Raw genomic sequence first — 26,665 nt, 5'->3', positions numbered from 1 at the left:
TTTGCCACAAACCGTCCGACGTCGGACAGCGAGACTCAATCCAGGTTAGACAACCGCTTCTTCTGCTCCAGTGTCAGCTCCGTTGCGGGCTTGGCATCGGCGATACTGTCGGCGACTTCGTAGGCTCTTTGCACTGCGGGCCGGGCTCCCATCCGCTCCAACCAGATCGCCATATTGGGAAACTGCCCGATATCCTGCCCCTGTCCCTCCCAATGCTTGGCCCAGGGAAAGATCGCCATGTCGGCAATGGAGTACTCACCGGCAACATAGTCCCGCCCGTTGAGCTGTCGGTCCAACACGCCATAGAGTCGCCCTGTCTCCTTGATATAACGCTGCTGCGCATAGGGAATGGTCTCAGGGGCATAATGATTGAAATGATGGTTCTGACCGGCCATCGGTCCCAGTCCGCCCATCTGCCAGTGCAGCCACTGCAGAACCTCTGTCCTCGGCCGCGGCGCCTGGGGAAGAAACTGGCCCACTTTATCCGCCAAGTACTCCAGGATGGCACCAGACTCAAATACGGACAGCTTGCCCCCACTATCTGCGGGGGCATGATCCACAATAGCGGGCATCCGGTTGTTAGGGGCAATGGCCAGGAACTCCGGCTTGAACTGGTCGCCAGTGCCGATGTTGACGGGAATTATCCGATACTCCAACCCAGCCTCTTCGAGAAAAATGGTGATTTTGTGGCCGTTAGGGGTTGGCCAGTAGTGAAGGTCGATCATTTTTGGCTCCGAATTTAAGGGCGGTTGTTGGTTGCCTGATGGCTAAAAGCTTAAACGAAGCAGAGCGCTATGACGATCAGCACAGCAGGCGCTACCCATAGGATCCGGCGAGCCCGCCAGAGGGGTCATAAAATCTCTTAAGGAAAGAATAAGCCTCGAAAATAAAAGGTAATTTTTTCGAGTAATGTGGAAACACATCATTTACTCTGAGGTGAGTACAACCACCAGGAGGATAGATGATGAAACGTTTTGCCCTGCTCTGCCTGCTCTCCACCCTCGGTCTGGCCGCCTGCAGCGAACAGCCTAAAGAGGAGGCCAAGGAGGCCCTGGAAAAAGCCAGCGATAAGCTGGAACAGACCCAGGACGCCGTCGGTGATGCCTACGACGACGCTTCCGATGCGGTTGGTGATGCGTACGACGAGGCAGTAGACACCGCCTCTGATGCCTACGAAGAGGCCAAGGATAGCGCCAGCGACACCTACCATGAGGCCCAGGAGGCCGCTTCAGACGCCTACGATGAGGCATCCAACGCAGCTCAGGAGACGTATGAAGAAGCTGAGCAGCAGGCGGAAGAGACACAGCAAGCTGCAGAAGAGATGCTAGAAAAGCAGTAACCGCAATGGAAACGACTCGGCCCGGAGTGACCTGTCACTCCGGGCCGTCTCTTTAGAGGTACCCCCCCGATGAAAACATTGACTCTGTGGCTAAGCGGCCTGCTGTTGGCCAGCCTCCCCCTAAAAGCCGAGACAATAGTGGTTCCGGTGGCAGAAGAAGCCCGTCATATCCAGGTTTTTGACAACGACTGGGTGCAGGTTTACGAGGTCCGCCTGGCCCCGGGCGAAGGTACCGACTTCCACATCCATAGCGTCGATCAGTTGACGCTAGTCCTTACTGCCTCGGAAGGTGTCACACAGGTCCTCGGTGAGCAAGCCGTCACTCAGAGCGCCCCCAAAGGCACCCTGATCTACTCGCCCTACAGTACGGTGGGACCCTTCACCCATAGGGTGATGAGCGGCCAGACCAGTGCCTTACACGTTCTGGGAATCGCCCTTAAGGGAGACAGTGGCGGAGCCGATAGGGAACGCATGAGTCTGCCGGATCAGCAACAGTTTGCCTTTCCCCAGGGCAATGCCCGGCGCCTGACGCTGGCTCAAGGAGAGAGCCGGACCCTGTCTCCGGGACTGGTGGTCGCCCTTGGGGAGGGCCAGCTGACCCAGGCGTCTCAATCTCGGGATCTGCGCAGCGGGGAGCTTTGGTGGCTGTCGGAAGCGAGCACAGTCACCAATGGGACAGAGAGCCCCATGCCGCTCATCGTTGTCACCTTCCTGCCCTGAATCACGGTGTGCCATTGCGCTCGCGCCAAACGCCCCGCGCAGGTTTCGCAACCTGGTGGGGGCGTGTCAGCGGGGCTTGAGGCCTCAGCACCATTGAGCCGATGCAATAAATCGTTAACCGCCGCAGTGGTGCCGGTTGTGCTGACCGCCCTCCTCGCCACTGTCGATGACCAGGGGGCCACCATCCCGGTAGAGGGCAAATCCACTCTCGGCGGATTCATTGGACTCGGGTTGGTCCAGGTGCCCCAGGCAGCTGTATCCCACCTGGTAGCGGCCCGCCGGCAGGTACCCGATGGCAAATACCCAGTCACCCTGATGATCGTGTCTCACCCAACTGGTGGCTAAGGGGGTCACCTTATCCACCTCTGCCGTGGGTGCCATGTCGTCCATCGCCTCCAAAGCAGTCCCTTCGGGGTAGAGATAGGCCACATGGGTAAAGCGGCTACCGAGTCCCGCCAGCGAGGCATTATCCGCCTCACAGTCGGCAATCCAGCTTGCCTCCACCGAACCGAGCAGGTGACCCATGGTTGCATCGTCCACCCAGCGCAGCCCCTGATGAGCAAAGTGGTACTGCTCGCCATCGTGATGCAGGCCCTGGCGCAGGTCCAACTCCAGGGTATAACCGTGGTGCTCTCCTGAGCGGATCATCACCTCGCCAAGTTCCAGGAAGGGATCGTCAGCGTGCAGCGGGTGGCGTCCCTGACCATCCTCCACAAAGGAGCCTTGATCAGCGCTGCCTGGCGTCCAGTGCAAACGCAGTTGGTAGCGCCCAGAGTCCAGTGGGTGCTCACGGAGCAGTTGATAGGCTTTCTCTCCCTGGTAAGCGAGCATGTCGACCCGATGGCGGGACAGATCCAGCACTATCGAATCGCTTCCCCCATGATGTCCGCCCATATGCCCTTCGGGGATGAGCTCTAGGCTATGCATCTGAAATACCATGCGATCAACCCCATCAAGGGGCGCATCGGAAAGCCCAATGGAAAGTCCCTGAGCGGGCTGTGGCGGCGGATTGGAAGGTGGTCCCGGTTTCGAGCCGTTATCACCGCCGCCACAGCCCGCCAATACCCCAACCAATAGCCAATAACTTGTGCGCATCATACCGTTGCTCCCTGTTTCGTGAGCCCATTAGCACTAGCCTAGATGCTGCAGCACTGTGGGTCTTGATCCAGATCAACCGCCCACCGGATACCTGCCATCACCCGACCTCAGGGCGGGTCCGGGCGCCAAAAAAAACGGGGCCTCAGGCCCCGTTCTTTTTCTTAGTGGTGATGGTGGTGACCACCGGCATCGGCCTGGGGCACCGGCCCGGTAGCGCCCATCGGCTGCAACTGCATGGTGGTGATGCAAGTACGGCTGTCCTCAAAGGTGGGCAGCACCTCGGTGGCCTCCATCAAACCAAACTCCGGATGCTCGTAGTGGAAGGTGAAAGCCAGACGCCGCTTGGCCGGTACCCAGAAGTCGATGAAACCGTCGTGCTGGGTGGTAACCATCTGGTTGAGGATCTCCTCACCGCTGTCCATATCCACCGCACTCATGTGCATCCGCTCCCCGATCAGTTCACCGGTACAACCGGTGGGAACATGGTTGCCACAGGGGTGGGTGAAGGTCATCCAAGGGGCGATGGAGAGGAAGAACTGGTCTTCAGGGATCGCCACGCTGGCCTCGGTGCCATCCTCGAAGATGGCGTTCACCCGGTCCGGATGGACCCGTACCACGATCCCCTGGTCGTTACGGTACCACTCATGCCCCTTGAGCACTGCAGCCTTGTAGTCCAGCGCCGCGAATTCCGCCGCCTGCTGCTCTGCCTCACTTTGCCCACAGGCACTCAGACCCAGGATCATCAGGGAAGCTACTAATAGTTTTTTCATTTTTTAATGTCCTTACAGCTAAAAATCGGTTACCCGCCCTAACTGGACGGGGCCCCAAAAGAGTTAAAAATCGTTTTCAGTCCGTCTTGGGTCGACTCAACCCGCCTGGCTCAGTCGATGCCGGTAGACCAGCAGGTAGATGGCCGGGATCACGAACAGCGACAGCAGCGGCGCCGTCACCATGCCACCGACCATCGGCGCCGCGATCTTCTGCATCACCTCGTTGCCGGTACCGCCCCCCCACATGATGGGCAGCAGGCCGAAGAAGATGGTCGCCACCGTCATCGCCTTGGGACGGATCCGCATCACCGCACCCTCCACCAGTGCCGCCTTGAGGTCCTGCTCGGTTTGCATCTCACCCTGCTTTCTGTGGTCCTTGATGGCGTTGTTGAGATAAACCTGCATCACTACCCCAAACTCCGCCGCCACCCCGGCCAGGGCAATCATCCCCACCGCCACGGCAACCGAGAGGTTGAACTCCAGCAGGTACAGCAGCCAGGCGCTGCCCACCAAGGCAAAGGGTAGGCTCAGCATGATCACCGATGCCTGGACCACCGAGCCAAAGGTCATCATCAACAGCAGGAAGATCACCGCCAGCATCATCGGGATCACCAGCGTCAGCTTCTCGGTCACCCGCTGCATGTACTCATACTGGCCGGCGAAACTGACCGAGTAGCGCGGCGGCAGCTGCAACTGCTCAGTCAGTGCGGCCCGAGCCTGGTCGATGTACTCCCCGATGGAGAGCCCCTGAATGTCGACGAATACCCAGGAGATCAGGCGGCCGTTCTCACTGGCGAGCATGGGTGCGCCATCGCGGATCTCAAGCGTCGCCAGCGTCCTCAAAGGCACGTACTTACCGGTCATGGTCAGCACCGGCAGGTTACGCAGCTTCTCGATGTCATCCCGCAACTCCCGCGGGTAGCGGATATTGATGGGATAACGCTCCTGCCCCTGCACCGACTCCCCCACCGTCATGCCGCCGATCGCCATCTGCACCACGTCCTGAATATCTTTGAGCGTCATGCCGTAGCGGGCAGCGGCCGTCAGGTTGGGCTCAATATCGATATAGCGACCGCCACCGGTACGCTGGGCAAAAGCAGACTTGGTGCCGGCCAGCGGACTGAGGATCGCCTCCACTTCGGCGCCGATGCGCTGCAGCTCCTCCACATCGGCACCGGCGATCTTCACTCCGATCGGCGTCCGTACCCCGGTGGAGAGCATGTCGATGCGGGTCTTAATCGGCTGTACCCAGGCGTTGGTGATCCCCGGCACCCTTACGGTGCGCTGGAGTTCATCAATGATCCCTTCCATGGTCTGACCCTGTCGCCACTCGCTGCGCGGGTGCAGCATGATGGTGGTCTCCAGCATGGTCAGCGGCGCCGGATCCGTTGCCGACTCCGCCCGTCCCACTTTGCCAAACACCCTTTTGACCTCGGGCACGGTTTTAATCAGGCGATCGGTCTGCTGCAGGATCTCCGCCGCCTTACCGGCACTGATCCCCGGCAGGGTGGTGGGCATGTAGAGCAGGTCACCCTCCTCCAGCTCCGGCATGAACTCCGAACCCATCCGGGTCATGGGGTACCAGGCACTGGCCAGGGCCAGCAGGGCGATCAGCAGGGTCAGCTTGGGAAAACGCAGTACCGCATTCAGCATCGGCTGGTAGAGGGCGATCAGCGCCCGGCTGATGGGGTTTTTGCGCTCATCCGGGATCTTTCCGCGGACGAAGTAGCCCATCAGCACCGGGATCAGGGTGATCGCCAGGATGGCGGAAGCCGCCATGGCAAAGGTTTTGGTGTAAGCCAGGGGGTGGAACAGGCGCCCCTCCTGGGCCTCCAGGGCAAACACCGGAACGAAACTGAGGGTGATGATCAGCAAGCTGAAAAACAGCGCCGGTCCCACCTCCACCGAGGCCTCCCGGATCAGGCGCCAATGCGCCTCCCCCCGGGGCGGCTCGCCGTGGGTCTCGCGATAATGCTCCAGGTGCTTATGGGCGTTCTCCACCATCACAATGGCGGCGTCCACCACCGCGCCGATGGCGATGGCAATCCCCCCCAGGGACATGATGTTGGCATTGACCCCCATCCAACCCATGACGATGAAGCTGATCAGAATGGCCAGCGGCAGGGTCACCACCGCCACCACCGTGGAGCGGGCATGGAGCAGGAACAGCAAGCACACCAGGGCCACCACTGCCATCTCCTCCAACACCTTGCTCTTGAGGGTATCAACGGAGTTGAGGATCAGCTGCGAGCGGTCATAGGTCACCACCAGCTCCACCCCGTCCGGCAGCCCCGCTTCGACCTCCCTCAGCTTCGATTTGACGTTCTCAATGGTAGTCAGGGCGTTCTCGCCGTAGCGCATCACCACGATGCCCCCCACCACTTCACCCTGGCCATCGAGCTCGGCAATGCCGCGGCGGGCAGCCGGGCCAGTACGCAGTTGGGCCACGTCCTTCATCAGCACCGGGGTACCGGACTCGGAGACGATGCCCAGGGGGATCTCCTCGAAATCCTCCAAGGTCTGTCGGTAACCGGACGCGGTGATCATATATTCGGCTTCCGCCATCTCGATCACCGAGCCACCCACCGCAGCGTTGGCATTATCCAGCGCCTGCTTCACCGCCATCAAATCCAACTGGTAAAGCGCCAGTTTGTGCGGGTCCACCACGATCTGGTAGGCCTGCTCCATCCCGCCAACGGTGGCAATCTCAGACACACCGGCCACACTCTGCAGCTCCAGCTTGATAAACCAGTCCTGCAGGGAGCGCAGCTGCGCCAGGTCCAGGTGACCACTGCGATCCACCAGGGCGTACTGGAACACCCAGCCCACCCCGGAGGCGTCGGGCCCCAGAGACGGAGTCACCCCCGCCGGAAGCTGGTTCTGGATCTGAGACAGGGATTCCAGCACCCGGGAACGGGCCCAGTAGATGTCGGTGCCATCCTCGAAAATGACGTAAACGAAACTGTCCCCGAACATAGAGAAACCACGCACCGTCTGGGCTCCGGGCACCGCCAACATGGCGGTGGAGAGCGGATAGGTGATCTGGTCCTCCACCAGCTGGGGCGCTTGGCCTGGGTAGGGGGTCTTGATGATCACCTGGACATCGGACAGGTCCGGCAGGGCATCCAGCGGCGTGGTGCGCATCGCCTGCCAGCCATAGATCGCCACCACAGCAGTGATGACCAGCACCATGGCGCGTTGGCGCAGGGACGCGGAGATGATCTTTTCTAACATCCTGGCCTCCTAGTGCGCCGAGTGGTCATGGCCGGCTTGGGACTCGCCCCCGCCCTGCTGACTGAGGCGGCGCAGGCTACCCTGGATGCTGGCCTCGGAATCCAACAGGAACTGGCCCGATACTACCACCCGATCTCCCTCGCTCAGCCCCTCCAGGATCTCCGCCCTGCCCTGGCTGATCATCCCCAAGCGCACCGGCACTGAGACAAAGCTGTCATCGGTCTGCTGCACCACCACCCGGTTTTCCCGGCCGGTCAGGATCAGCGCTTCGGTGGGCACGATCAGCAGATCGCGGCGGGGGCCGCCGAACAGCTCCACATCCACCAGGGCACCGGGACGAAGCTTCTGCTGCGGACTCTCAGCTTGGTTGTCCAGTTTGACCCGCACCTGCATCGCCCGGGTGACCGGGTCCAGCTCCGGATAGATGTAATCGATCTTCCCCTCGAGCTCGAACAGCCCCTGGGACGCGGCGGTCACGTCGGCGTAACGGCCCACCTCGAGCCAGCTCTGTTCATTCTCAAACACGTCGGCGATCACCCACACCGTGGACAGATCCACCAGCTCGATCTGAGTTTCGCCCGGCTGGACATACATCCCCTCCCGTAGCGCCAGCATGCTAACGGTACCATCCTGCTCGGCGTAGAACGGGACCCGGTAAAGGCTCTCGCCGCTACGTTCAAGCTGGCGGATCACCGAATCGGCAATCCCCAGCAGCTCCAGTCGCAGCCGCGCCTTGCGCCGCAGTTCCTGGCCCCGGGCAGGATCCTGTTTGAGATAGTCCAACGCCTGCAGGTAATCGTCCTGGGCATTAACCAGCTCCGGAGAGTAGATCTCGTAGAGCAGCTGCCCACGCTTCACCCTCTCTCCAACGGAGTTGACCGCCAGCCGCTCCACCCAGCCGGAGACCCGAGTGTGCACATGGGAGATGGCATCCTCGTTGTACTTCACCGTTCCCAGGGTTTTGACGTAACGCCACAGGGTGCCGCGCTCCACGGCCTGGGTCCTCACTCCCAGGGCCTGCTGCATGCCACCGGACACCCCAACTACCACGGCCTCATCGGCACCCCCGGTCTCAACCATCTCCAGGTTCATGCCACAGATGGGGCAGGTACCGGGCTCATCGGAGACGATCTGCGGATGCATGGGACACACATATCGAGTGGTAGTATCGCCCTGTGACGAGGCTTCAGGCATCCCTTGCGGCAGGGGATCGAGCTCAAGCGCCGAAGACCCGATGGCCGCGGGGGCATGATCATCGTGCCCCTCAGCCGAACTCTGCTGGTGCGCAGCGGGTGCCGCGGCCACCGGGGTCAGGAACATGTTGCAGATGGGGCAGCGATCCCCCTCTTCTCCAGTTTGCTCCGGGTGCATGGAGCAGGCATGGGTGTGGGTAGCCGCGTCGGCATGATCATCGTGACCCTCAGCCGAATCGTGCTGGTGCGCAGAGGGCGCAGCGGCCACCGGAGTCAGGAACATATTGCAGATGGGGCAGCGATCCCCCTCTCCCCCAGTTTGCTCCGGGTGCATGGGGCAGGCATGGGTGTGAGCAGCCGCGTGGGCCTCGATCAGGGGCGCAGCCTCCCCATGGAGATGAGTAGCCGGCGTCGCCAGGGCCGGAACCGGCAGGACCAGTGACAACGCCAGAGCGCAGGGGGTCAACTTCTTGAAACATAACGGGGTCATGGATCACTCCACTGTCATTCAATCTTGGCTCAGTGCCGGGACTCCTCGCCGGCTACGGCCAGATAAGGGGTTCAAGACGATCTCAACGGCCAGATCACCGCATTGGATCGACGCATTGACGGGGGATCAGGCTATGGGCGGCTTGCTGTCCCTGGAGAGGGACACGGAATGGAAAGACTTGGCCTGAGGCAGGGCGCGCTCGGGCGTCGGCAACAAGTTCGGGAGGGAATTGCCGAGCAATGCCACAACGGCAGGGCTGAACACCTGGCACTGCCCACACTCGCCACTGCAGGGCTGAGCATTACCATGACAGGTCATCGAGGCGGGAGCCTCGTCACAACAATCGTGCTCTGCCGGCATCGACGAATCACAGGGTTGGGACTCAGAGCCACCGCCAACATGACCACCATGCGTCGCCACCATCTCGGCAGCGGGCAGATCCGGCATTAGGTGCACACGGGCCACCGCGCCCTGGCTAACCAGGGCGACAATCAGTATCAGGGTACTGAAGAGTCGCAGCGCGATGGGGGTGTGAGCTTTCATCACTCTAGTGTGGCGGAAACTTAGGCCAACGCCAAGCACAAGTGGATTCAACGAGAACATAACGGGGACGGGATCACACCTCTTTGCCCCCAGCTAACGAGAGATAGGTGCTAAAAACCAGAAGGTTACTTCGCTGCGCCCAAGGCTTGCTGCGCCGCGGGGAGGAACACCTCGTTGACCCTAAGCGGACGCTCAGCCAGGAAAAACTGGCGGCCCCGCCCCCATAACCCCAGCGTCGCCGGTTGGCCCAACTGTCGGGCGACGTCAGCCGGACGGCTCTGCCCACCGTAGTGGTGGACCACCAGGGGGCCCCTGCGCATCTGCGGGTGGGTAAAAAGTACCTCGCCCAGGGGCTGCTCACCCAGGCGCCGAAAATCGATATGCCCCGCCGCCAGCGTCGCCATCGGCACCTCGGTCAGGGCGTAGACCCAGGCAACCCCGTCGAGCTTAAGCAGCACCTCCCGATGCCACAGGGCGTCCCCCTGCCGCCACCCGGGCCCTGCTTCGGCGGCGGGCGTACGCCCCTCGGCCAGCAGCGTCACCTCGAAGCGGCCTCCCAGGGCTTTCAGGCGCGCAGTCAGGGAGCCGGTATTCTCCAGCCAGGTCGCGAGGATGGGATCGGGAAGTTCAGTGGCAGCCATGGAAACCGCAGGCATGAGAGATCCTTGTCACAGTGGTGCGGCCATAGTACCAAACCCCGCCCTCATTCCAAGGGCGAGCGACCGTCCGGTTAACGTCGTCGGGAACGATGATCCAGCAGTGCCTGCACCATGCCCACCAACAGGCCGCCAAGATGCGCATAGTTGGCCATGTTCATCATCCCCATGAAACCCAGGGCCAACCACAGCAGCAGGAAGCCGACGTAGGCGGGCGGCAGGGCCAGCACCGAGTTGGGATTGAAGCGACCGCTGATCCAACAGTAGCCCACCAGGGCATAGACAACGCCAGACAGGCCACCAAAATTGGGCCCCTGCAGGGCAAACTGCGCCAGGTTGGGCAAGGTGCCCGCCACCAGCAACAGGATCAGCAGCGTCAGGGCACCCCGCTCCCGCTCTATCCGCCCGCCCAGGTACCACCACCACAGCAGGTTGAACACCACGTGCATGGCAGAGAAGTGGATCAGGGAGGGGGTAAAGAAACGCCACCACTGGCCGTCACCCATCGCCTCCCAGCTGGCAAAGAAGTGGGTCGCGCCGTAGATCGCCTCGGCAAAACCGAGATTCCAGAACAGCCAGATCCCGCCGCAGACCAACAGCAACAGCAGGGTCAGGGGGCCGGACTGGGTGACCAGGCTCTGGAAGAAGCTCAGTCCGGGGGTGCCGTAATCAAACTTGGCATCGCGGCCAGAGTGAACCTGGCCCGACTCCCAGGACGCCGCCATATAGCGCCGATGGTAGGGCTCCTTGAGGAAACGTTCATACTCCTCACGGCCGCGATGGAACTGGGGCGCCTCCACCAGGATGGCCACCCCGTCATTGGTCGCCTGGCTCTGAGCCGAGATCCCTTGTGAGAGCAGGTAATCCACCAGCGCCTGGGCCGCACGGGGATCCCCCAGTACCCCAACCTCCATCATGAGTTGCTGACCACCTGGCACTTCTGCCAGCCCTCGAAGCCGCCGTCGAGGCTGTAAACCTGCTCGAAGCCCTGCTCCGCCAAATAGCCGGCCGCCCCCTGGCTGGAGATCCCGTGATAGCACACTACCACCAGGGGCTCTTCGAACTCGGCGTTGAGCACAAACTCCGCCAGGTTGCCGTTGTGCAGGTGCACCGCGCCGGGGATGTGGCCGGCGGCGAAGGCACTGGCATCGCGAATATCAACAATCTGGAGCTCACGGCGCTGACGCAGCGCCTCGAAATCCGCCAATGGCAGACACTGGTACTGACTCATTTACATTCCCGTCTGAAGCGTTTGACCCAGTTTACTGCCTGCTGGCGCCCGACACCAAGTCCCCGCGGCCGACGCACCCGCTTTTCCTGTATCCCGGTTGTTGTCCAAGGCCGGTGGGAAAGATATGGTGATGATTTAGCGACCATCTTTAGATGCGAAGGATACGCCATGTCATGGATGCTCATGGTGGCCGCGTTGGCCGCCAGCCCGGCCGAGGGCAACTCAGAACGCTGCCTGCAACAACAGCTGGAGCAAGCCCAGAGCCATCAAACCGTCGGTGCCCTGCGCGCCGCCTGTGAAGCGGAGGCGGAGCCTGTGGACTCCTCCCTGGCACAGCGGCTGGAAACCGAGGCCGAGGAAGCGTATGACCGCTTCAGCCTGACCGCCCACTACAACAACTATTTCCTGCCTTTCAGTTACAACCACCGCCCCAACCGGGAGCAGTGGGAGTACGGACCGGAATCGATCAACCCCTGGGAGGTAAAGTTTCAACTGAGCTTCAAGGTGCCGGTTGCTGCCCCCTGGTTCAACAAGCAGGGCCAGCTGTACGTTGCCTACACCAACCAGAGCTGGTGGCAGGCCTACAACCAGGCGGTATCCGCGCCCTTCCGGGAAACCAACCACATGCCGGAGCTGTTCTACCGGCACCAGCCCATCGGGTGGCGCCTGGGTAACTGGCAGCTTCAGACTCTGGGCCTCCGATTGAACCATCAATCCAACGGCCGTGGTGGCATTCAGTCCCGCAGTTGGAACCGGATCATCGGCAGTGCCCTGATCGCCCGTGACCATTTCAGTATCGGGCTTAGTGCCTGGTACCGGCTCAAGGAGGACCCGAAAGAGACGCCGGACGATCCCCGGGGTGATGACAACCCGGACATTCTCGACTTCATGGGCCACGGCGAGCTGCTTTTCCTTTACAAGCACAAGGATCAAAACTTCAGCCTGCGCTCGCGGGGCAACCTGACCACCGGCAAGGGGGGAATCGAGCTGGGTTGGAGTTGGCCGCTACTGGGCAAGTCACGCGGCTATGTTCAGGCCCACTACGGCTACGGTGAGAGCCTGCTGGATTACAACCACAAGTCCGAGCGCCTCAGCCTGGGGATCGAGTTTACCCCCTGGCTATAGAGTATTCGGCCGAAACAAAAACGCCTTCCGACCCAGATGGGCGGAAGGCGCAGTAGTACCAGTGCGGGTCACCCCTGTGGCTTAATCCCAGTTCAGAATCACCTTGCCAGACTGACCGGAGCCCATGGCATCGAAGCCCTGCTGAAACTCATCGATATGGAACTGGTGAGTAATGATGGGGCTGAGATCCAGGCCAGATTGCAGCAAGCTGGCCATCTTGTACCAGGTCTCGAACATCTCGCGGCCGTAGATCCCCTTGATCACCAGGCCCTTGAAGATCACCTGGTTCCAGTCAATCCCCATACTTGAGGGTGGAATGCCCAGCATGGCGATCTTACCACCGTGGTTCATCGCCTCCAGCATGCCGTTGAACGCCGAGGGGACACCGGACATCTCCAGCCCCACATCGAAGCCCTCGGTCATGCCCAACTCGGCCATAACATCGTCCAGCTTCTCGTTCATCACGTTCACCGCCCGGGTAGCGCCCATCTTGCGGGCCAGTTCCAAACGGTACTCGTTGACGTCGGTGATCACCACGTGACGAGCACCGACGTGACGGGCCACGGCCGCCGCCATGATGCCGATGGGACCGGCGCCGGTGATCAGCACGTCTTCGCCCACCAGGTCGAAGGAGAGCGCGGTATGCACGGCGTTGCCGAAGGGGTCGAAGATCGACGCCAGATCATCGGAGATATCATCGGGGATCTTGAAGGCGTTGAAGGCCGGCAGTACCAGGTACTCGGCAAAGGCACCGGGACGGTTAACGCCGATGCCGACGGTGTTGCGGCACAGGTGAGTACGACCGCCACGGCAGTTGCGGCAGTGACCACACACCAGGTGGCCCTCGCCGGAGACCCGATCGCCAATTTCGAAGCCTTTGACCTCCTGACCGATCTCCACCACCTCACCGACATACTCGTGACCCACCACCATGGGCACAGGAATGGTTTTTTGTGACCACTCATCCCAGTTGTAGATGTGCATATCGGTGCCACAGATGGCGGTTTTACGGATCTTAATCAGGATGTCGTTGTGACCGATGCTGGGCTTAGGGGCATCCACCATCCAGATCCCTTTCTCCGGATGGAGCTTGGAAAGTGCTTTCATGACAGGCTCCTCAGATGATACCCAGCTCTTTACCGATGCGGGTGAAGGCGGCGATGGCGTGATCCAGCTGCTCACGGCTGTGAGCGGCAGACATCTGGGTACGGATCCGGGCCTGGCCCTTGGGCACCACAGGGAAGCTGAAGCCCACCACGTAGATCCCTTCCGCCAGCAGGCGGTCGGCAAACTCTGCCGCCAGGGCAGCCTCCCCGATCATCACCGGAATAATGGCGTGATCCGCGCCCGCTAGGGTAAAGCCAGCGGCGCTCATCTGGGCCCGGAAGTGGGCTGCGTTGTCCCACAGCTTGGCACGCAGGGCGTCGCCCTCGGCCATCATCTCCAGCACCCGGATAGACGCAGACACGATGGCCGGCGCCAGGGAGTTGGAGAACAGGTAGGGGCGTGAGCGCTGACGCAGCCAGTCGATCACCTCTTTTTTGCCTGAGGTGAAGCCGCCGGAAGCACCGCCGAGGGCCTTGCCCAGGGTGCCGGTGATGATATCGACCCGATCCATCACCTGGCAGTGTTCGTGAGTACCACGACCGCCCTCACCGACAAAGCCCACCGCGTGGGAGTCGTCCACCATCACCAGGGCACCATACTGGTCCGCCAGGTCACACACCGCCTGCAGGTTGGCGATCACCCCGTCCATGGAGAACACCCCATCGGTGGCGATCAGGATGTTGCGGGCTCCGGCTTCTCGAGCGTCTTTCAGGCACTGCTCCAGCTCCGCCATATCGTTATTGGCGTAACGGTAGCGTTTGGCCTTGCAGAGGCGAACGCCGTCAATGATGGAGGCGTGGTTGAGGGCGTCGGAAACGATGGCGTCGTTGGCATCCAGCAGGGTTTCAAACAGGCCGGCGTTGGCATCGAAACAGGAGGAGTAGAGGATGGTGTCCTCCATGCCGAGAAACTCGGACAACTTCTGCTCCAGGACTTTATGGATATCCTGGGTGCCACAGATAAAGCGGACCGAAGCCATGCCGAAGCCATGCTCATCCAGTCCCTGCTTGGCGGCCTCGATCAAGGCCGGGTGGTTGGCCAGACCCAAATAGTTATTGGCACAGAAGTTGACCACCTCATCGCCGCTGGCGACCTTGATCGCGGCCTGCTGTGCGGTGGTGATCACCCGTTCATTTTTGTACAAACCGTCCGTTTTGACCTGGGCAATCTGGTCACGGATCTGCTGGTAGAAGGAAGAGGTAGACATCGGTTCTCCTGAATCACCGAATTCAAACAAAGATTCGTGGCGACCATCTTATCTTCAGACGTCACGAGTTTCAGCCAGTCACAGTAACCCCGGTCAACCGTGCTGTAAATCCATCATGATAAAGAATTTCGCTCTATGCGGGGCGGGATGCCAGGAGGCGATAATGTGCGACCAGACGATCAAACTCGGCACGTCCGGCCACGGTGATGATGCCCTGGAACAGCGCCAGCACCTGCAACACTCCCTGGTAGACCATGGATTCGGTGATCGGCGTGTCCAAATTCCGGATATAGAGATGGCTGACCCAGTGGGTGACCACCAATTTTATCCCTTCGGCAAAGTCCGGCAGGAAAGAGTCCTCAATCGCGATCGCCCCCTCTCTCCGCAACTGCCGCAGGGTATCGATCCCCGATTGCAGCACCCGCTCATGAGCTTGCAAGTAGCGCTTGTGCAGTTCAGGATCCCGGGCCAGGATGTCCGCCAGGCTGGCGTAGAGGAAACGGAAGCGCCACATGCCCTGAAACATGCTGTCCAGGTAGCCCTGCATCCGGCTTTGCGGCCCCTCACTGGCCGCCACGTAGTGCTCCTCCAGGTACTGCTCATACTCTGTAAAGATCGCCCGAATGATCTGCTCTTTATTACGGAAGTGGTAATAGAGGTTGCCCGGGCTGATGCCCAGATGGGCCGCGATATGGTTGGTGGTGGTGGCACGTTCGCCGTGCTCGTTAAAGAGTTCGCAGCTGGCCTGGATGATGCGCTGCTTCGTTTTCATCGGAGGGGTAGCCATGAAAAACGCCATGAAAGATCGAATGTGCGATAGAGTAGCACCCCGCTTTCGCCATTTGAAAGCCTGCGCCCGCTTCCCTATCATCAGGCCGGTCTGGTCCGAGATCCCACTATGAACCGCTTTGTTTACAGTTTGCTCCTCACCCTTCTGCTGCCTTTGGTGCTGCTTTACCTGCTGTGGCGCAGTCGCAAAGAGCCGGGCTACCGGCAACGGCTCACAGAGCGTTTCGGTCTGACCCGGCCCGCTCGCAGTGGCGGCATCCTGGTGCACTGTGCTTCCGTGGGCGAAACCCTAGCGGCAATGCCGCTGATCCGCGCCCTGCAGGCCCGCTATCCGCAGAAGACCCTGACGGTGACCTCCACCACCCCGACCGGCTCGGCCCAGGTGCGCAAGCAACTGGGCGACAGCGTTCAGCACTGCTACCTGCCGCTGGATCTGCCCGGCCCCTGCAAGCGTTTTCTCCGCGCCCTTCAGCCGGAGCTGGTGATCCTGGTGGAAACCGAACTCTGGCCCAACCTCATCCACGTTTCCAAGCGCCAGGGCAGCAAGGTGATGGTCACCAACGCCCGCCTGTCCGCTCGCTCCGCCGAGGGTTACCAGCGCTGGCCCCGCTTGGTGCGGCCGATGCTCTCCGAGCTCGATGCGGTGGCGATGCAGAATGAGATCGATGCAGAGCGCATGGTGTCGCTGGGGCTGGACCCCGCCAAATTGAGGGTCTGTGGCAGCCTCAAGTTTGACCTCCAGATCCCCGCCGACGCCGAACAACAGCTGGCTGCACAGCGCCACGACTACCTGGGCGAACGCAGCGTCTGGTGTGCCGGTTCAACCCATCCGGGGGAGTTTGAGCAGGCGCTGGATGCTCACCGGCAGCTGCTGACTACCCACCCCGACCTGCTGCTGATCCTGGTGCCGCGTCACCCGGAGCAGTTTGATCACGCCTTTGAACTGAGCCAGCAGGCGGGATTCAAGGTCGTCAGGCGCAGTGACCAGGGCCAGGTCGACCAAAGTGTCCAGGTGCTGATCGGCGATACCATGGGAGAGCTGCTGACCCTGTACGGTTTCAGTGATGCCTGCCTGGTGGGCGGCAGCCTGATTCCCCGGGGAGGCCACAATCCCTTGGAGCCGGCCGCCCTGAGCAAACCGGTGATCATGGGCACGCACTACTTCAATTTCGCCGAGATCGGCGACAGCCTCAGACAGGCCGACGCCATGTTGGTGGTCAACAACGGCGACGAGCTGGCGCAGCAGCTGGAACAGCTGCTCTCCCTGCGCAGCGAAGCGCGCGCCATGGGTAAGCGGGGATTGCGGGTGGTGGAGATCAACCGCGGCGCCACCCAGCGCCAGCAGGCGGTCGCAGAGCAGTTGCTCGGCGCGGCCTGAACCGCGCCTCGAGGGCACCGGGGCGATACCGTTAAGCGCGGCGCGCTAGGCGGTGTAGCCCTGGATCAGGGCCGGCCAGTCCCGCTCCGGCTGCCAGTGCAACCCCGCCTCTCGCCCCAGCTCCTTGTGCAATGAGCGCTTGAGCCGCTCAAGGTTCGCGGTCATCCAGCTTTTTCCCGGACGGCGACGCTCGCCACGATCGAAATCGATCAGGTAGTAGTTACCGTCGCTGTGGAGGATATTGCGGGCGTTCAGATCGGCATGGTAGATCCCCGCATCGTGGAAACGGGCGAGCATCTGACCGACCCGACGCCACTCCCGGATGCCGAGCGGAGCCGCTTTGAGCATCCCGACCAGGTCCCGACTGGCAGGCAGCTTGCGGGTGATGAGATCCGCCCGGTAACGCCAGCCGTGCCGGGTCAGCCGTGCCGCAACGGGCTCCGGCACCGGCAACCCCTGCTGCCACATCCACTCCATCAGCTGCAGTTCGCGGTAGGGCCGACTGCGCTCCAGGCCGGTGTAGAGGTAGGTATCACGCAGTAGCTTGCCCGGCAGCCCACCACGCCAGTAATGCCGCAGTACACACTCGCCCTCGGCAAGGGCAAAGAACCAGGCCGGATTTCGCCCGGAGGCCTCGGAACTGCCAGTCAGCCACCCCTGCTTGCGCAACCACTGCGGCTCAAAAGACTCGATGGAGAAGTCGCTGCTGGGCAGGTTGTCGGCCAGCAGTATGGTGTGGGGCGCTTGGTGCAGGCGCTTCATGGGGCCACTCAATGTGAAGGAAACAAAGCGCCATTTTAGGAACAAGGCAGCGCCAGGCGCAAACGGCGCTGGCAGATAAACACGCCCGCTTCCTTTCCCGAGCCAGAGACTATGCTGACTAAAGTCATTCAACAGGTTGATTAACGGGCAGGACGGCAGATGAAAGTATCGGTTTTTGGGGTCGGTTACGTAGGTTTGGTTCAGGCCGCGGTGATGGCGGAGTTTGGCCATGAGGTGTGCTGCATCGATGTGGATCCGGAAAAGGTTGCGCGGTTGAGCGCTGGGGAGATCCCCATCTACGAGCCGGGCCTGACGCCACTGGTGCAGAGCAACCACGCCGCAGGCCGTCTCAGCTTCAGCACCGACGCGGCGTCCGGCGTGCACCACGGCCAGGTGATCTTCATCGCCGTAGGAACCCCACCGGAGGAGGATGGCAGCGCCGATCTGCAATATGTCCTCGCGGTTGCCGACACCATCGCCCAGCATATGGCGGTAGATAAAGTGGTGGTGAACAAGTCCACGGTACCGGTGGGCACCGCCGATCGGGTGGCGGCCCGGCTGCAGGCGGGCCTGCAGCAGCGCCAGGCCAATTGCAGCGCCAAGGTGGTCTCCAACCCGGAGTTTCTCAAGGAGGGAGCGGCGGTCCAGGACTGCATGCGGCCGGACCGCATCATCATCGGCAGCCGTGATGCCGACGCCATCGCCGTGATGCGTGAGCTCTATGAACCCTTCAACCGCCAGCAGGACCGCACCCTGGTGATGGATGAACGCAGTGCCGAGCTGACCAAGTACGCCGCCAACTGCATGCTGGCGACCAAGATCTCCTTCATGAACGAGATGGCCAACCTGGCGGAGCGGCTGGGGGCAGACATCGAGTCGGTGCGCCGCGGCATCGGTTCCGATCCCCGTATCGGTTACCACTTCATCTATCCCGGCTGCGGCTACGGCGGCTCCTGCTTTCCCAAGGATGTGCAGGCGCTGATCCGCACCGCCGAGTCGATCGACCAGGATGCGGCGATCCTCAACGCGGTTGAGCGGGTCAACCGGCAGCAGAAGTCGGTGCTGTTCCGCTACCTGCAGCGCGCCTTCGATGGCCAGCTGGCGGACAAGACCATCGCCCTGTGGGGGCTGGCGTTCAAGCCCAACACCGACGACATGCGCGAAGCCCCCAGCCGGGTGTTGATGGAAGCGCTGTGGCAGGCGGGTGCCAAGGTGCAGGCTTACGACCCGGAGGCGATGGAGCAGACCCAATCCCTCTACGGTCAGCGCAGCGATCTGGCCCTGATGGGCACCAAAGAGGCGGCCCTGCGCGGTGCCGATGCCCTGGTGATCTGCACCGAATGGCAGGCATTTCGGGCACCGGACTTTGATCTGATCCAACAGGAACTGGCATTTCCGGTTATCGTCGACGGCAGAAACCTGTACGATCCGGCCAGATTGGCCCAACAGGGCGTCCGCTACTACGCCATTGGGCGCGGGCTGAGCATTCAACAGGAGCAGTAATGAAGATCCTTGTCACCGGCGCCGCCGGCTTTATCGGTTTTTACGTCAGCCAGCGGCTGCTCCAGGATGGCCACACCGTTATCGGCCTCGACAACCTGAACGATTACTACGACGTCAGCCTCAAGCAGGCCCGCCTGGCAAAACTGACCGACCAGCCGGACTTCGTCTTCGTCGAGCGGGACCTGGCGGACCGCGAAGGGATGGCTGCCCTGTTCCGGGAGCACCAGTTTGACCGCGTGGTTCACCTGGCGGCCCAGGCCGGGGTGCGCTACTCCATTGACAACCCCATGGCCTACGTCGACAGCAACCTGACCGGGATGATGACCATCCTAGAGGGCTGCCGTCACACCAAGGTTCCCCACCTAGTTTACGCCAGCTCCTCCTCAGTCTACGGCATGAACGAGAAGGTACCCTTCAGCGAGGCCGACGCGGTGGATCACCCGGTCAGCCTCTATGCCGCAACCAAGAAGTCCAACGAGCTGATGGCCCACACCTACAGCCACCTCTACGGGCTGCCGGTCACCGGACTGCGTTTCTTTACCGTCTACGGCCCCTGGGGCCGACCGGACATGGCGGTGTTCAAGTTCACCAAGAAGATCCTCGCCGGTGAGCCCATCGACGTCTACAACCACGGCAAACTGAGCCGGGACTTCACCTACATCGATGACATCGTCGAGGGGGTGGTGCGGGTGATGGACGCGGTACCCGAGGCAGATCCTGACAACCGCTGCCAGCGGCCGGACCAGTCCAAGGCCCCCTACGCGCTCTACAACATCGGCAACCACCAACCGGTGGAGCTGCTCACCTTCATCCAGACCCTGGAGCAGGCCCTGGGCGTGAAAGCCCAGCTTAACCTGATGCCGATGCAGCCCGGCGATGTCTACACCACCTACGCCGATACCGAAAATCTGCAGCAGGCGGTGGGCTTCAGTCCCGACACCACCCTAGCAGAGGGGCTGCAGCGCTTCGCCGATTGGTACCGTGCTTTCTACGCCTAAACGAAAAAGGAGCTTGGCAAGCAGCGCCGCTTGCCAAGCTCCTGAATCAATCGCGGTGAGAAGTGCCGCGATGGCCTCTCACAGACCGGGTGAGACAGCTAACTGAGAAAGAGTAACGCTGCAATATAGCGGGCCAGCAGCCGACCATCTCCGTTATTTTCCCGGTAACTGGCCCTCAGGAAACGGTAAACCCGGGCCCAACGAAGCCGGTAGAAATTTTTCCTAAGTCGCCGCTTATCCTTATTAACGATCTCCCGAGGGCAGGTGGAGACCGGATGGTGCAGCATTCCTGGCGCCACATTCTTCTCCAGCTTACGGGTCAGATTAAAGTACCCCTCGGTTGTCGCTTGCAATGCTCCACAGTGAAAACCGTTGTTATGCAACCGACTACAGACGAACGACTCATCATTGGGGTAATAACGTGTTCCGTCGAAGCGCTGCGCCAGGCGGAGTCTTTCCTGTCCCAGATACGCCACCGCCTTGTGGGAGAGCCGGACAACGGGAAACAAACCCCCGTACGCAGGTTCGTCGTAGTAATGACGGTAGTGCTTATCCCAGGTTTTCCCCGATGCTCCGGCAGCAAACCCGTGGATCAGGAGATCCTCGCAGCGCTGGGCTGACTCCAGCCGCAACTTACCCACCGCGGGCTCATCGAGATACACGTCGTTCTCGATGAGCCAGTAGTAGTCGTGATCGCGACTCTTACTCAAGATGGCATAGAAACAATGGTCACCGCAGCGCCAGCCCAGCCGGTCGATGTTCACTTTAAACCCGCTGGACGCCAGATAGCGGGGTAAGGAAACAAGGTGGGCACTCTCCTCGCAGTCGGAATCGCAGACGAAGTACACACTGTCTGCGCCAAACTGGCGCGTGAGGATCTGGCGCATCTGCCGCTCACGCGCCCCCACCGACAGACACCGAATAATGACGCACTCTCTCATCGGGGCTCCGAGCACAAGGGGCGTGCTACAACCGGGTATTGTGGCATGGAGTTCACTTGAGCAGCCGTGCCGACCTTAACGACCAATCAGGGCCGACTTTACCCGTCGAATCGTTTTACGCAGCACCGAGATCTGGCTGCCCTGCTGGTAGCGCCCCTTCTCGGCATGACGGATAAAGAGCACATTGGGGACTTCAACCGGTACCCCCTGAGTGCCAAGCAGCCAGCGAAACGCCCGGTCTTCGTAACACTTGGCCCAGCGGGACATGGTTTTTTGGTACATCGACAGAGTCTCGCAGTAGCCACAGGCCCGCGCCACATCTCCGTGAGCGATCTGGATAGGGCCAGTGGCACGGGTAAACTTGCGCACCGAGAAGCGGTTCATATCCAGCTCCATCAGGCGAGGGTGGCGCTTGGCTTCGACAATCAGCGGATCATCCTTGGGAAGCAGATCGGTCGCCATCATCTGCTGAGGGTAGACCAGATACTCCTGTCGGCCCTTGAGCTGAGCCGCCAGGGCATCCAACGCCCCCTGGTGAAACACCACGTCACAATCGGTAAACCAGACCCAGTCAGCCTGGGAAGCCTTGGCAGCGCGATTACGGCCGATGGCACGGCGAAACAGCTGCTCCTTGGGCAGCGCCTGGAAGTTCCAGCGAACGTTCGGGATTGACTGGCCCCGGAAAAAGTCGAGCACCCGCACAGTGTCGGCGTCCTCTTCCGAGTAAAACACCGTGTGCACAACCTTCAGAGTGGTGGGCGGATAGTTAACCAGCGAGCTCAGCTGGTAAAGCTGGAATTCCGAGTACTTCCAGCAGTGGCTCACGATCTCCAGGGTGGGGACCTCGCCCGCGGGCGTCAATGCGGCCTTATCCGGCAGCGCCGGGTTGAACCAGCGCCCGGGCAGCAGTTTCAACGCTGTCAGTCGGAACAGCGACTCCTTGATGCCGTCCCACCGTGTGAATTCGTTACGCTCTGTTTGTGACATACTGCCCCACCGAAGAAAGTCCTGCCCCGGCGTGGCGCCAGGAAAAGCGGCCATTATACTCGCCCCCGAGCCGGCCTGCATGGGTTTGAGCCGTGAGGCCGCGTGCGCTTTGGCGTACAATGCCCACAGCCCATTTTTGCCCAGGATCCCCAGATGCACATCCGCTTCTTCGTTTTCTCCTACAACCGTGGCGAGTACCTGCAAAATTGCATCGACTCCATCCGCCAGTGCGCCCCGGGCCATCCCATCACGGTGATGGACGACCAGAGCAGCGATCCCCAGACCCGCCAGGTACTGGAGAGGTTGTCCGAGCACTGCCAGATCTGGTCACCCAAAGGCAACGAGGGGCAGAGCAAGCACGGGGGCCTCTACAACAACATGCAAGCCGCCCTGGAGATGGCGGATGGGAAGGGATTAATCTGCTTTTTGCAGGACGACACCCAGTTGGTGCGGGCTATCTCGCCGGAAGAGATCACGCAGATAAACGCCTACTTCGAGAACCAGGCCAAGGCGGGGTTCATCCAGCCGGCGTTCATCCGTGGCTGTAATCGCGCCACGGACGACGCCCACACCCACTACGACGCGCAGACCGGAATGTACTTCGTGGACCGGAAAAAGCGCAGCGTCGGCACCTACTACGCCGATATTCTCATCACCCGCCCGGATCGGCTCAAGGCAGTAGACTGGCAGTTTGAACAGCGCGAACCGGCCAACGAGCAGCAAGCCAAGCGCCACTTTACCCCCATGGCGTACCTGGCCAACCCCTTCGCCGCCTGGTTACCCAATGTGCCCGCGTATCGTGGCAAGGTAAAAACCTGGGCGCTGCGGCGGGCAGAAGTGCAAACCGGGGCGGGCTTCAACCCCGTGGGCATACTCTCAGAGGCCGAGTCGGACGCATTGGCCCGCCGCGATAAAGCCTTGGCCCCCTATGCCGAGGACTGGCTCACGCCGCTCAATGGCGAAGTCGCCAAGCCCTGGATCTACTATCCCCTGCAGGGACGGCGCTGGCTCAAGCGATTCAATAACCTGGAGGTCAAGCTGCGCAAACTGTTGGGATAAAGCCGCTGGGCATCGATATTACCCTCTCTTAACTCGGATGCCAGAAGCAGCAATAGGAAGCACACGGCGTGCTAAAGGCTAATCAGTGATATGTTTTGCGATTCTATCCAGTAATTGGGCATTACTGCCGTGCCGCTTTGCCTGGATGTGGTATTGCAACTTCAACAGCTGCTTACGCAGCACCGACTGATTCAAAGCTTTGCGGTTACCGGAGTCCTTATCAATGGTACTTTCCGGCTCGCAAGGTTCGGCCAATGACTGCGAAACTCCCAGCACCCTAAGGTCATACTGCCACCAACGGCGTATATCCCAGTCTACCGGGCGGCCAAACCGCTCCGACATGACCAGCAATTTTCGAGCACCTTCCAGGGAGACCATCTGCGCCGCTGTTGACGTAGGTACCTTCTGGTTGGCAACAAGACTGCAGCTGGGGGTTATCGACAGTGCTTTTTCCACCCGCTTCTCATTCGGCCCCACAAACAGTTTGATCACATCCCAGTGATCAGCAACCGCTCCGACCCGCTGACTGAACAACGCTATCTCAGGCTGAACCTGCACATCGTCCTCCAGCACCACGGCGAAGGGCACCTGATCATCCACCATCTTCTGCCAGACTTTGCGATGGCTCAGGTAACAGGCGATCTCTCCCGCCTGCATCTGGCGATGCATTTGCTGCTGATTTAGCGTCGCGCTGTAATGCTGTGCCAGCGCCTCTGCACTGAGCTGGACACCATCTACTGCCGCAATACGCTCAAACGCCAACCCCAAAGTGTCCAGTTGCAACCCAATATTACGCAGCCGGTCTTTGCTGCGTTCCAGATTGATGACATAAATCTTTGCGGATTGGCTCATAACAGACCACTTTTGGAAGGCCTGATGTCCATTTGGAATCTCAGTTGGACGGCAGGCTGGTGATTAACAGAATTTGCGCGGCAGACTATCTCAAGGTGGACTTCACAACCAGATACACTGCGCGCTTGGGCAGTAAATATACCATGTCTCCCCATCCGTTCGCGCCGAGCTTGCTGCCTCTCTGTGATTTGACAAGCAACCGTTGAAGTGGCTTCTTCAACCTAAACAGGATCCGATTGGCCGGGCCCATGCAAAGCTTTAGAATTGGGGCAAATACCTCCGTCATGGGATCCCGTCGGTTTGGACCTTTATATCTGTACCACTCCCCGCCACCTGTTGTTCGCCATACTGCGTGCCCAATCACGGCCGCAACGGAGGGCTACCCTGGCTTTTTTCAGTCGTCATCTGGAGCAGGACAAGAATCAATGGCATCCAGAAGCTTTGCCGGACCACATCTCTCTGCACTTTCTCCCCTGGCAAGAAATCAAGCAACAGATGGCACTTCGCCCCTGGGGCCTGTGGATGCGACTTCGCAACAGCCGGCAAGGTCGCGCTCCTCAAGTGCTGGAAAAGCCGTTCTGCGAACACCTCAACAGGTTCAGCCCGGGTTTAGGCGAAGCGCTGTTGCGCTGCTCCGATCGCAAGCTATTTATCTTCCATGACAGGAATCCCATCGCCAGGCTATTTGTTCAGCTATTTGATCACTTTGTTCTCATTGAAGACGGCGAGGGCAATTATATCGAACGTCGTTTATCAGGAGTTAAGCGGCTGCTAAGACGTTGGCGCAAACTACCTGAAAATAGGGTCTTCGGAGAGGGAGCCAAGTGCGAGCAGATCCTGGTGCTAAAGCCTGATGCGCTACCTCGAGCGGTCCACCACAAAGGCAGAGCGATCGATTTTCTCGACCTCAGCCAGCCTGAACTTATTCTGCGCTTTTTCAATATCCGCGATCGCCTCCAGGCGGACAAGCAAAACATCGTCTTGCTAACGCAGCCGCTTGAGCGATTAGAATCAGGATCAAAGTCCTTGAAGAAAAAGGTGTTTGCTTTTCTGGCCCGACGCCTTGGGGAGTTAGGCTACAACGTGATTCTCAAGGTTCACCCACGCGAAAGCGTCAGTGAATACGCTCACCTTGATTGCAAGGGCGGCACCTTGGATCCCCGCGTACCGATCGAAGCTGTGATCTTAGGAGCCAACGCTCCCATTACCCTACTATCGATTCAATCCACAGCTGGCTCAGGCTTTGAAGCCCACTGCCGACCGTTAAAATTGGTCGAACGTCAGATGAATGAAGCGATCGCGTCGTGGCAATCTGACGAACTTGCTTGGCGCAAAGCGCTAGATCAAACGCTTCAGAACGGTCTACCCGCCCATCGTTGACAGAACCTGATCAACCGTTCAGGTCAGTCGCATCATCGGCTCACTCCCCCTTGAAGCGGAACACGCTGATGTTCAAAAGGTATTGCCTTGGCCGATGCTATCCCGGCCTTGGGCGGCTTAAAGTGAGCCCACCGACGATCTGCCTGAACAGACGCGCCGGCGTAGATGTCGACACAGATTCAGAGAACGCGCCACCCTAAGGCCAGAAACCCTATCGGACACGGAAAACCCCAGATAAAACGCTGCAATACGTCACTCAGCCAGCAGTGACCAGCTCAAGGGTGTGCCCCGGGCGATGTCCTCCCTGGCAGTGCGTCCCAGGACTGTATCGTAATGCTTCGGTGCCAGGCCAAAGCCAGGTCGGATGCTCTTCACGTTTTCAGCGGTGAGGGGCTCGCCCGCCTTGATGTCGGCCACCACATAGAGTGAGCGCCTGAATTTTGCGTTACCCCGCTCACTGGCAGTGCGCTGGTAAGACGCGCTACCAAGGGCCTGCCACGCGGTCTGAGTACTGTCACACAGATGCTTAAGCTCTGCCGGTTCCAGCGAAAAGCTGTCGTCTGGACCGCCGCCAGTGCGATCCAGAGTGACGTGTTTTTCAATCAGGGCCGCGCCCAGCGCCACCGAGGCAATGGCGGTGGTGTTGTCGATGGTGTGATCGGACAGGCCAGCCACCACATCAAAGCGTTTGGCCAGATCCGGGATGGTGGCCAGATTGTACTCTTCTGCCGGCGCCGGATAGCCACTGACACACTGCAGCAGGATCAGCTCCTGACAGCCCGCTTCCCGCGCCGCGGCAACCGCTTCCGCAATCTCTTCCTGGTTGGCCATGCCGGTGGAGATGATCATGGGTTTACCGGTTTTAGCGACATACTTGATGAGCGGGATATCGACAGCCTCAAACGAAGCAATTTTGTACGCCGGTGCTCCAAGCTGTTCAAGCAGATCCACTGCAGTAAAGTCAAAGGGGGAGCTGAAGAGGGTGATATCCAGTTCCTTTGCCTTTTCAAACAGTGGCTTATGCCACTCCCAGGGCATCTGTGCCCAAGTGTACAACTCATGAAGGTTTTTACCATCCCACAGACCCCCATGGATCTGAAAATCCTCACTGTCACAATCGATGGTGATGGTATCCGCGCTGTAGGTCTGGAGCTTGATGGCGTCCGCCCCGGCGCGCTTGGCCGCCTCCATGATCTCGAACGCCCGGTTAATGTCGCCATTGTGGTTGGCGGACAACTCGGCAATGATGTAAGGCTTGTGGCCCGCGCCGATGGCTCGGCCATCAATATGGACGGTTTTCATG

General features: G+C 60.4%; 25 protein-coding genes. 8 read left to right on the top strand and 17 right to left on the bottom strand.

Annotation, left to right across the window (positions count from 1 at the left end; translation table 11 throughout):
• Positions 1–35 precede the first annotated feature (35 nt).
• Positions 36–725: a glutathione S-transferase N-terminal domain-containing protein gene (locus ABD997_RS11790; protein ID WP_345317219.1), complete on the bottom strand. Its 690-nt coding sequence runs from the start codon at positions 723–725 to the stop codon at positions 36–38.
• Between the two features lie 236 nt (positions 726–961).
• Between ABD997_RS11790 and ABD997_RS11785 the strand changes: the two genes are divergently transcribed.
• Both ABD997_RS11785 and ABD997_RS11780 read left to right on the top strand, forming a co-directional pair.
• Positions 962–1,339, top strand: a complete 378-nt coding sequence (locus tag ABD997_RS11785; protein ID WP_345317218.1) for a hypothetical protein — start codon at positions 962–964, stop codon at positions 1,337–1,339.
• A 69-nt stretch (positions 1,340–1,408) separates the two neighbouring features.
• Positions 1,409–2,059: a cupin domain-containing protein gene (locus ABD997_RS11780; protein ID WP_345317217.1), complete on the top strand. Its 651-nt coding sequence runs from the start codon at positions 1,409–1,411 to the stop codon at positions 2,057–2,059.
• 114 nt (positions 2,060–2,173) lie between these two features.
• On the opposite strand, the gene ABD997_RS11775 is transcribed toward ABD997_RS11780, so the two are convergent.
• The 8 genes from ABD997_RS11775 to glpE all read right to left on the bottom strand — a co-directional run bounded on the left by ABD997_RS11775 (position 2,174) and on the right by glpE (position 11,274).
• The gene (locus tag ABD997_RS11775; RefSeq protein ID WP_345317216.1) at positions 2,174–3,157 is read right to left on the bottom strand and encodes a DUF4382 domain-containing protein; all 984 of its coding nucleotides are present in this window, start codon (positions 3,155–3,157) and stop codon (positions 2,174–2,176) included.
• A gap of 161 nt (positions 3,158–3,318) precedes the next feature.
• Positions 3,319–3,927: a CueP family metal-binding protein gene (locus ABD997_RS11770; protein WP_345317215.1), complete on the bottom strand. Its 609-nt coding sequence runs from the start codon at positions 3,925–3,927 to the stop codon at positions 3,319–3,321.
• Positions 3,928–4,023: 96 nt separating this feature from the next.
• A complete protein-coding gene (locus ABD997_RS11765) occupies positions 4,024–7,161 on the bottom strand; it encodes an efflux RND transporter permease subunit (RefSeq protein WP_345317214.1) in 3,138 nt (1,045 codons plus the stop codon).
• A gap of 9 nt (positions 7,162–7,170) precedes the next feature.
• Positions 7,171–8,844: an efflux RND transporter periplasmic adaptor subunit gene (locus ABD997_RS11760; RefSeq protein WP_345317213.1), complete on the bottom strand. Its 1,674-nt coding sequence runs from the start codon at positions 8,842–8,844 to the stop codon at positions 7,171–7,173.
• A 126-nt stretch (positions 8,845–8,970) separates the two neighbouring features.
• Positions 8,971–9,387, bottom strand: coding sequence for a hypothetical protein (locus ABD997_RS11755; protein WP_345317212.1), 417 nt, complete (start codon positions 9,385–9,387; stop codon positions 8,971–8,973).
• 125 nt (positions 9,388–9,512) lie between these two features.
• Positions 9,513–10,043 carry a chorismate--pyruvate lyase family protein gene (locus ABD997_RS11750; RefSeq protein ID WP_345317211.1) on the bottom strand — a complete coding sequence of 177 codons (531 nt, stop codon included), beginning with the start codon at positions 10,041–10,043 and terminating at the stop codon, positions 9,513–9,515.
• Positions 10,044–10,117: 74 nt separating this feature from the next.
• Positions 10,118–10,960 carry a rhomboid family intramembrane serine protease GlpG gene (gene glpG / locus ABD997_RS11745; protein ID WP_345317210.1) on the bottom strand — a complete coding sequence of 281 codons (843 nt, stop codon included), beginning with the start codon at positions 10,958–10,960 and terminating at the stop codon, positions 10,118–10,120.
• Positions 10,957–11,274 (bottom strand): thiosulfate sulfurtransferase GlpE, encoded by a 318-nt coding sequence (gene glpE / locus ABD997_RS11740; RefSeq protein WP_345317209.1) that lies wholly within the window; start codon positions 11,272–11,274, stop codon positions 10,957–10,959. Before glpE ends, glpG begins: the two co-directional genes overlap by 4 nt.
• A gap of 168 nt (positions 11,275–11,442) precedes the next feature.
• Between glpE and ABD997_RS11735 the strand changes: the two genes are divergently transcribed.
• Positions 11,443–12,399: a phospholipase A gene (locus tag ABD997_RS11735; protein ID WP_345317208.1), complete on the top strand. Its 957-nt coding sequence runs from the start codon at positions 11,443–11,445 to the stop codon at positions 12,397–12,399.
• Between the two features lie 81 nt (positions 12,400–12,480).
• Here ABD997_RS11735 and tdh read toward each other — a convergent pair whose 3' ends face one another.
• The 3 genes from tdh to ABD997_RS11720 all read right to left on the bottom strand — a co-directional run bounded on the left by tdh (position 12,481) and on the right by ABD997_RS11720 (position 15,500).
• A complete protein-coding gene (gene tdh, locus ABD997_RS11730; protein WP_345317207.1) occupies positions 12,481–13,506 on the bottom strand; it encodes an L-threonine 3-dehydrogenase in 1,026 nt (341 codons plus the stop codon).
• Between the two features lie 10 nt (positions 13,507–13,516).
• Positions 13,517–14,713: a glycine C-acetyltransferase gene (locus ABD997_RS11725; protein ID WP_345317206.1), complete on the bottom strand. Its 1,197-nt coding sequence runs from the start codon at positions 14,711–14,713 to the stop codon at positions 13,517–13,519.
• A gap of 133 nt (positions 14,714–14,846) precedes the next feature.
• Positions 14,847–15,500 (bottom strand): TetR/AcrR family transcriptional regulator, encoded by a 654-nt coding sequence (locus tag ABD997_RS11720; protein ID WP_345317205.1) that lies wholly within the window; start codon positions 15,498–15,500, stop codon positions 14,847–14,849.
• Between the two features lie 111 nt (positions 15,501–15,611).
• Here ABD997_RS11720 and waaA point away from each other — a divergent pair, with 111 nt between their 5' ends.
• Complete coding sequence (gene waaA / locus ABD997_RS11715) at positions 15,612–16,880, top strand: lipid IV(A) 3-deoxy-D-manno-octulosonic acid transferase (RefSeq protein ID WP_345317204.1); 1,269 nt, start codon at positions 15,612–15,614, stop codon at positions 16,878–16,880.
• Between the two features lie 45 nt (positions 16,881–16,925).
• Here waaA and ABD997_RS11710 read toward each other — a convergent pair whose 3' ends face one another.
• The gene (locus tag ABD997_RS11710; protein ID WP_345317203.1) at positions 16,926–17,642 is read right to left on the bottom strand and encodes a 3-deoxy-D-manno-octulosonic acid kinase; all 717 of its coding nucleotides are present in this window, start codon (positions 17,640–17,642) and stop codon (positions 16,926–16,928) included.
• 159 nt (positions 17,643–17,801) lie between these two features.
• On the opposite strand from ABD997_RS11710, the gene ABD997_RS11705 reads away from it, so the two are divergent.
• Complete coding sequence (locus ABD997_RS11705; protein ID WP_345317202.1) at positions 17,802–19,145, top strand: UDP-glucose dehydrogenase family protein; 1,344 nt, start codon at positions 17,802–17,804, stop codon at positions 19,143–19,145.
• The gene (locus ABD997_RS11700; protein ID WP_345317201.1) at positions 19,145–20,143 is read left to right on the top strand and encodes an NAD-dependent epimerase; all 999 of its coding nucleotides are present in this window, start codon (positions 19,145–19,147) and stop codon (positions 20,141–20,143) included. The genes ABD997_RS11705 and ABD997_RS11700 overlap by 1 nt, the downstream gene beginning before the upstream one ends.
• Positions 20,144–20,241: 98 nt before the next feature.
• Here the strand turns inward: ABD997_RS11700 and ABD997_RS11695 are convergent, their stop codons facing one another.
• Positions 20,242–21,084 carry a hypothetical protein gene (locus ABD997_RS11695; protein WP_345317200.1) on the bottom strand — a complete coding sequence of 281 codons (843 nt, stop codon included), beginning with the start codon at positions 21,082–21,084 and terminating at the stop codon, positions 20,242–20,244.
• A gap of 75 nt (positions 21,085–21,159) precedes the next feature.
• On the bottom strand, positions 21,160–22,071 hold the full coding sequence (locus ABD997_RS11690) for a glycosyltransferase family A protein (protein ID WP_345317199.1): 912 nt from the start codon (positions 22,069–22,071) through the stop codon (positions 21,160–21,162).
• Between the two features lie 153 nt (positions 22,072–22,224).
• Between ABD997_RS11690 and ABD997_RS11685 the strand changes: the two genes are divergently transcribed.
• On the top strand, positions 22,225–23,130 hold the full coding sequence (locus ABD997_RS11685) for a glycosyltransferase family A protein (RefSeq protein ID WP_345317198.1): 906 nt from the start codon (positions 22,225–22,227) through the stop codon (positions 23,128–23,130).
• Between the two features lie 78 nt (positions 23,131–23,208).
• Here ABD997_RS11685 and ABD997_RS11680 read toward each other — a convergent pair whose 3' ends face one another.
• Positions 23,209–23,982: a glycosyltransferase family 25 protein gene (locus ABD997_RS11680; RefSeq protein WP_345317197.1), complete on the bottom strand. Its 774-nt coding sequence runs from the start codon at positions 23,980–23,982 to the stop codon at positions 23,209–23,211.
• Between the two features lie 300 nt (positions 23,983–24,282).
• On the opposite strand from ABD997_RS11680, the gene ABD997_RS11675 reads away from it, so the two are divergent.
• On the top strand, positions 24,283–25,362 hold the full coding sequence (locus tag ABD997_RS11675; RefSeq protein ID WP_345317196.1) for a polysialyltransferase family glycosyltransferase: 1,080 nt from the start codon (positions 24,283–24,285) through the stop codon (positions 25,360–25,362).
• Between the two features lie 252 nt (positions 25,363–25,614).
• Here ABD997_RS11675 and pseI read toward each other — a convergent pair whose 3' ends face one another.
• Positions 25,615–26,664: a pseudaminic acid synthase gene (pseI, locus tag ABD997_RS11670; protein WP_345317195.1), complete on the bottom strand. Its 1,050-nt coding sequence runs from the start codon at positions 26,662–26,664 to the stop codon at positions 25,615–25,617.
• Between the last annotated feature and the right edge of the window lies 1 nt (position 26,665).

It is taken from the genome of Ferrimonas gelatinilytica (genome assembly GCF_039544205.1).
In the GTDB taxonomy this organism is placed as follows: Bacteria; Pseudomonadota; Gammaproteobacteria; order Enterobacterales; family Shewanellaceae; genus Ferrimonas; species Ferrimonas gelatinilytica.
This window is presented reverse-complemented; position numbering and strand designations above follow the sequence as displayed.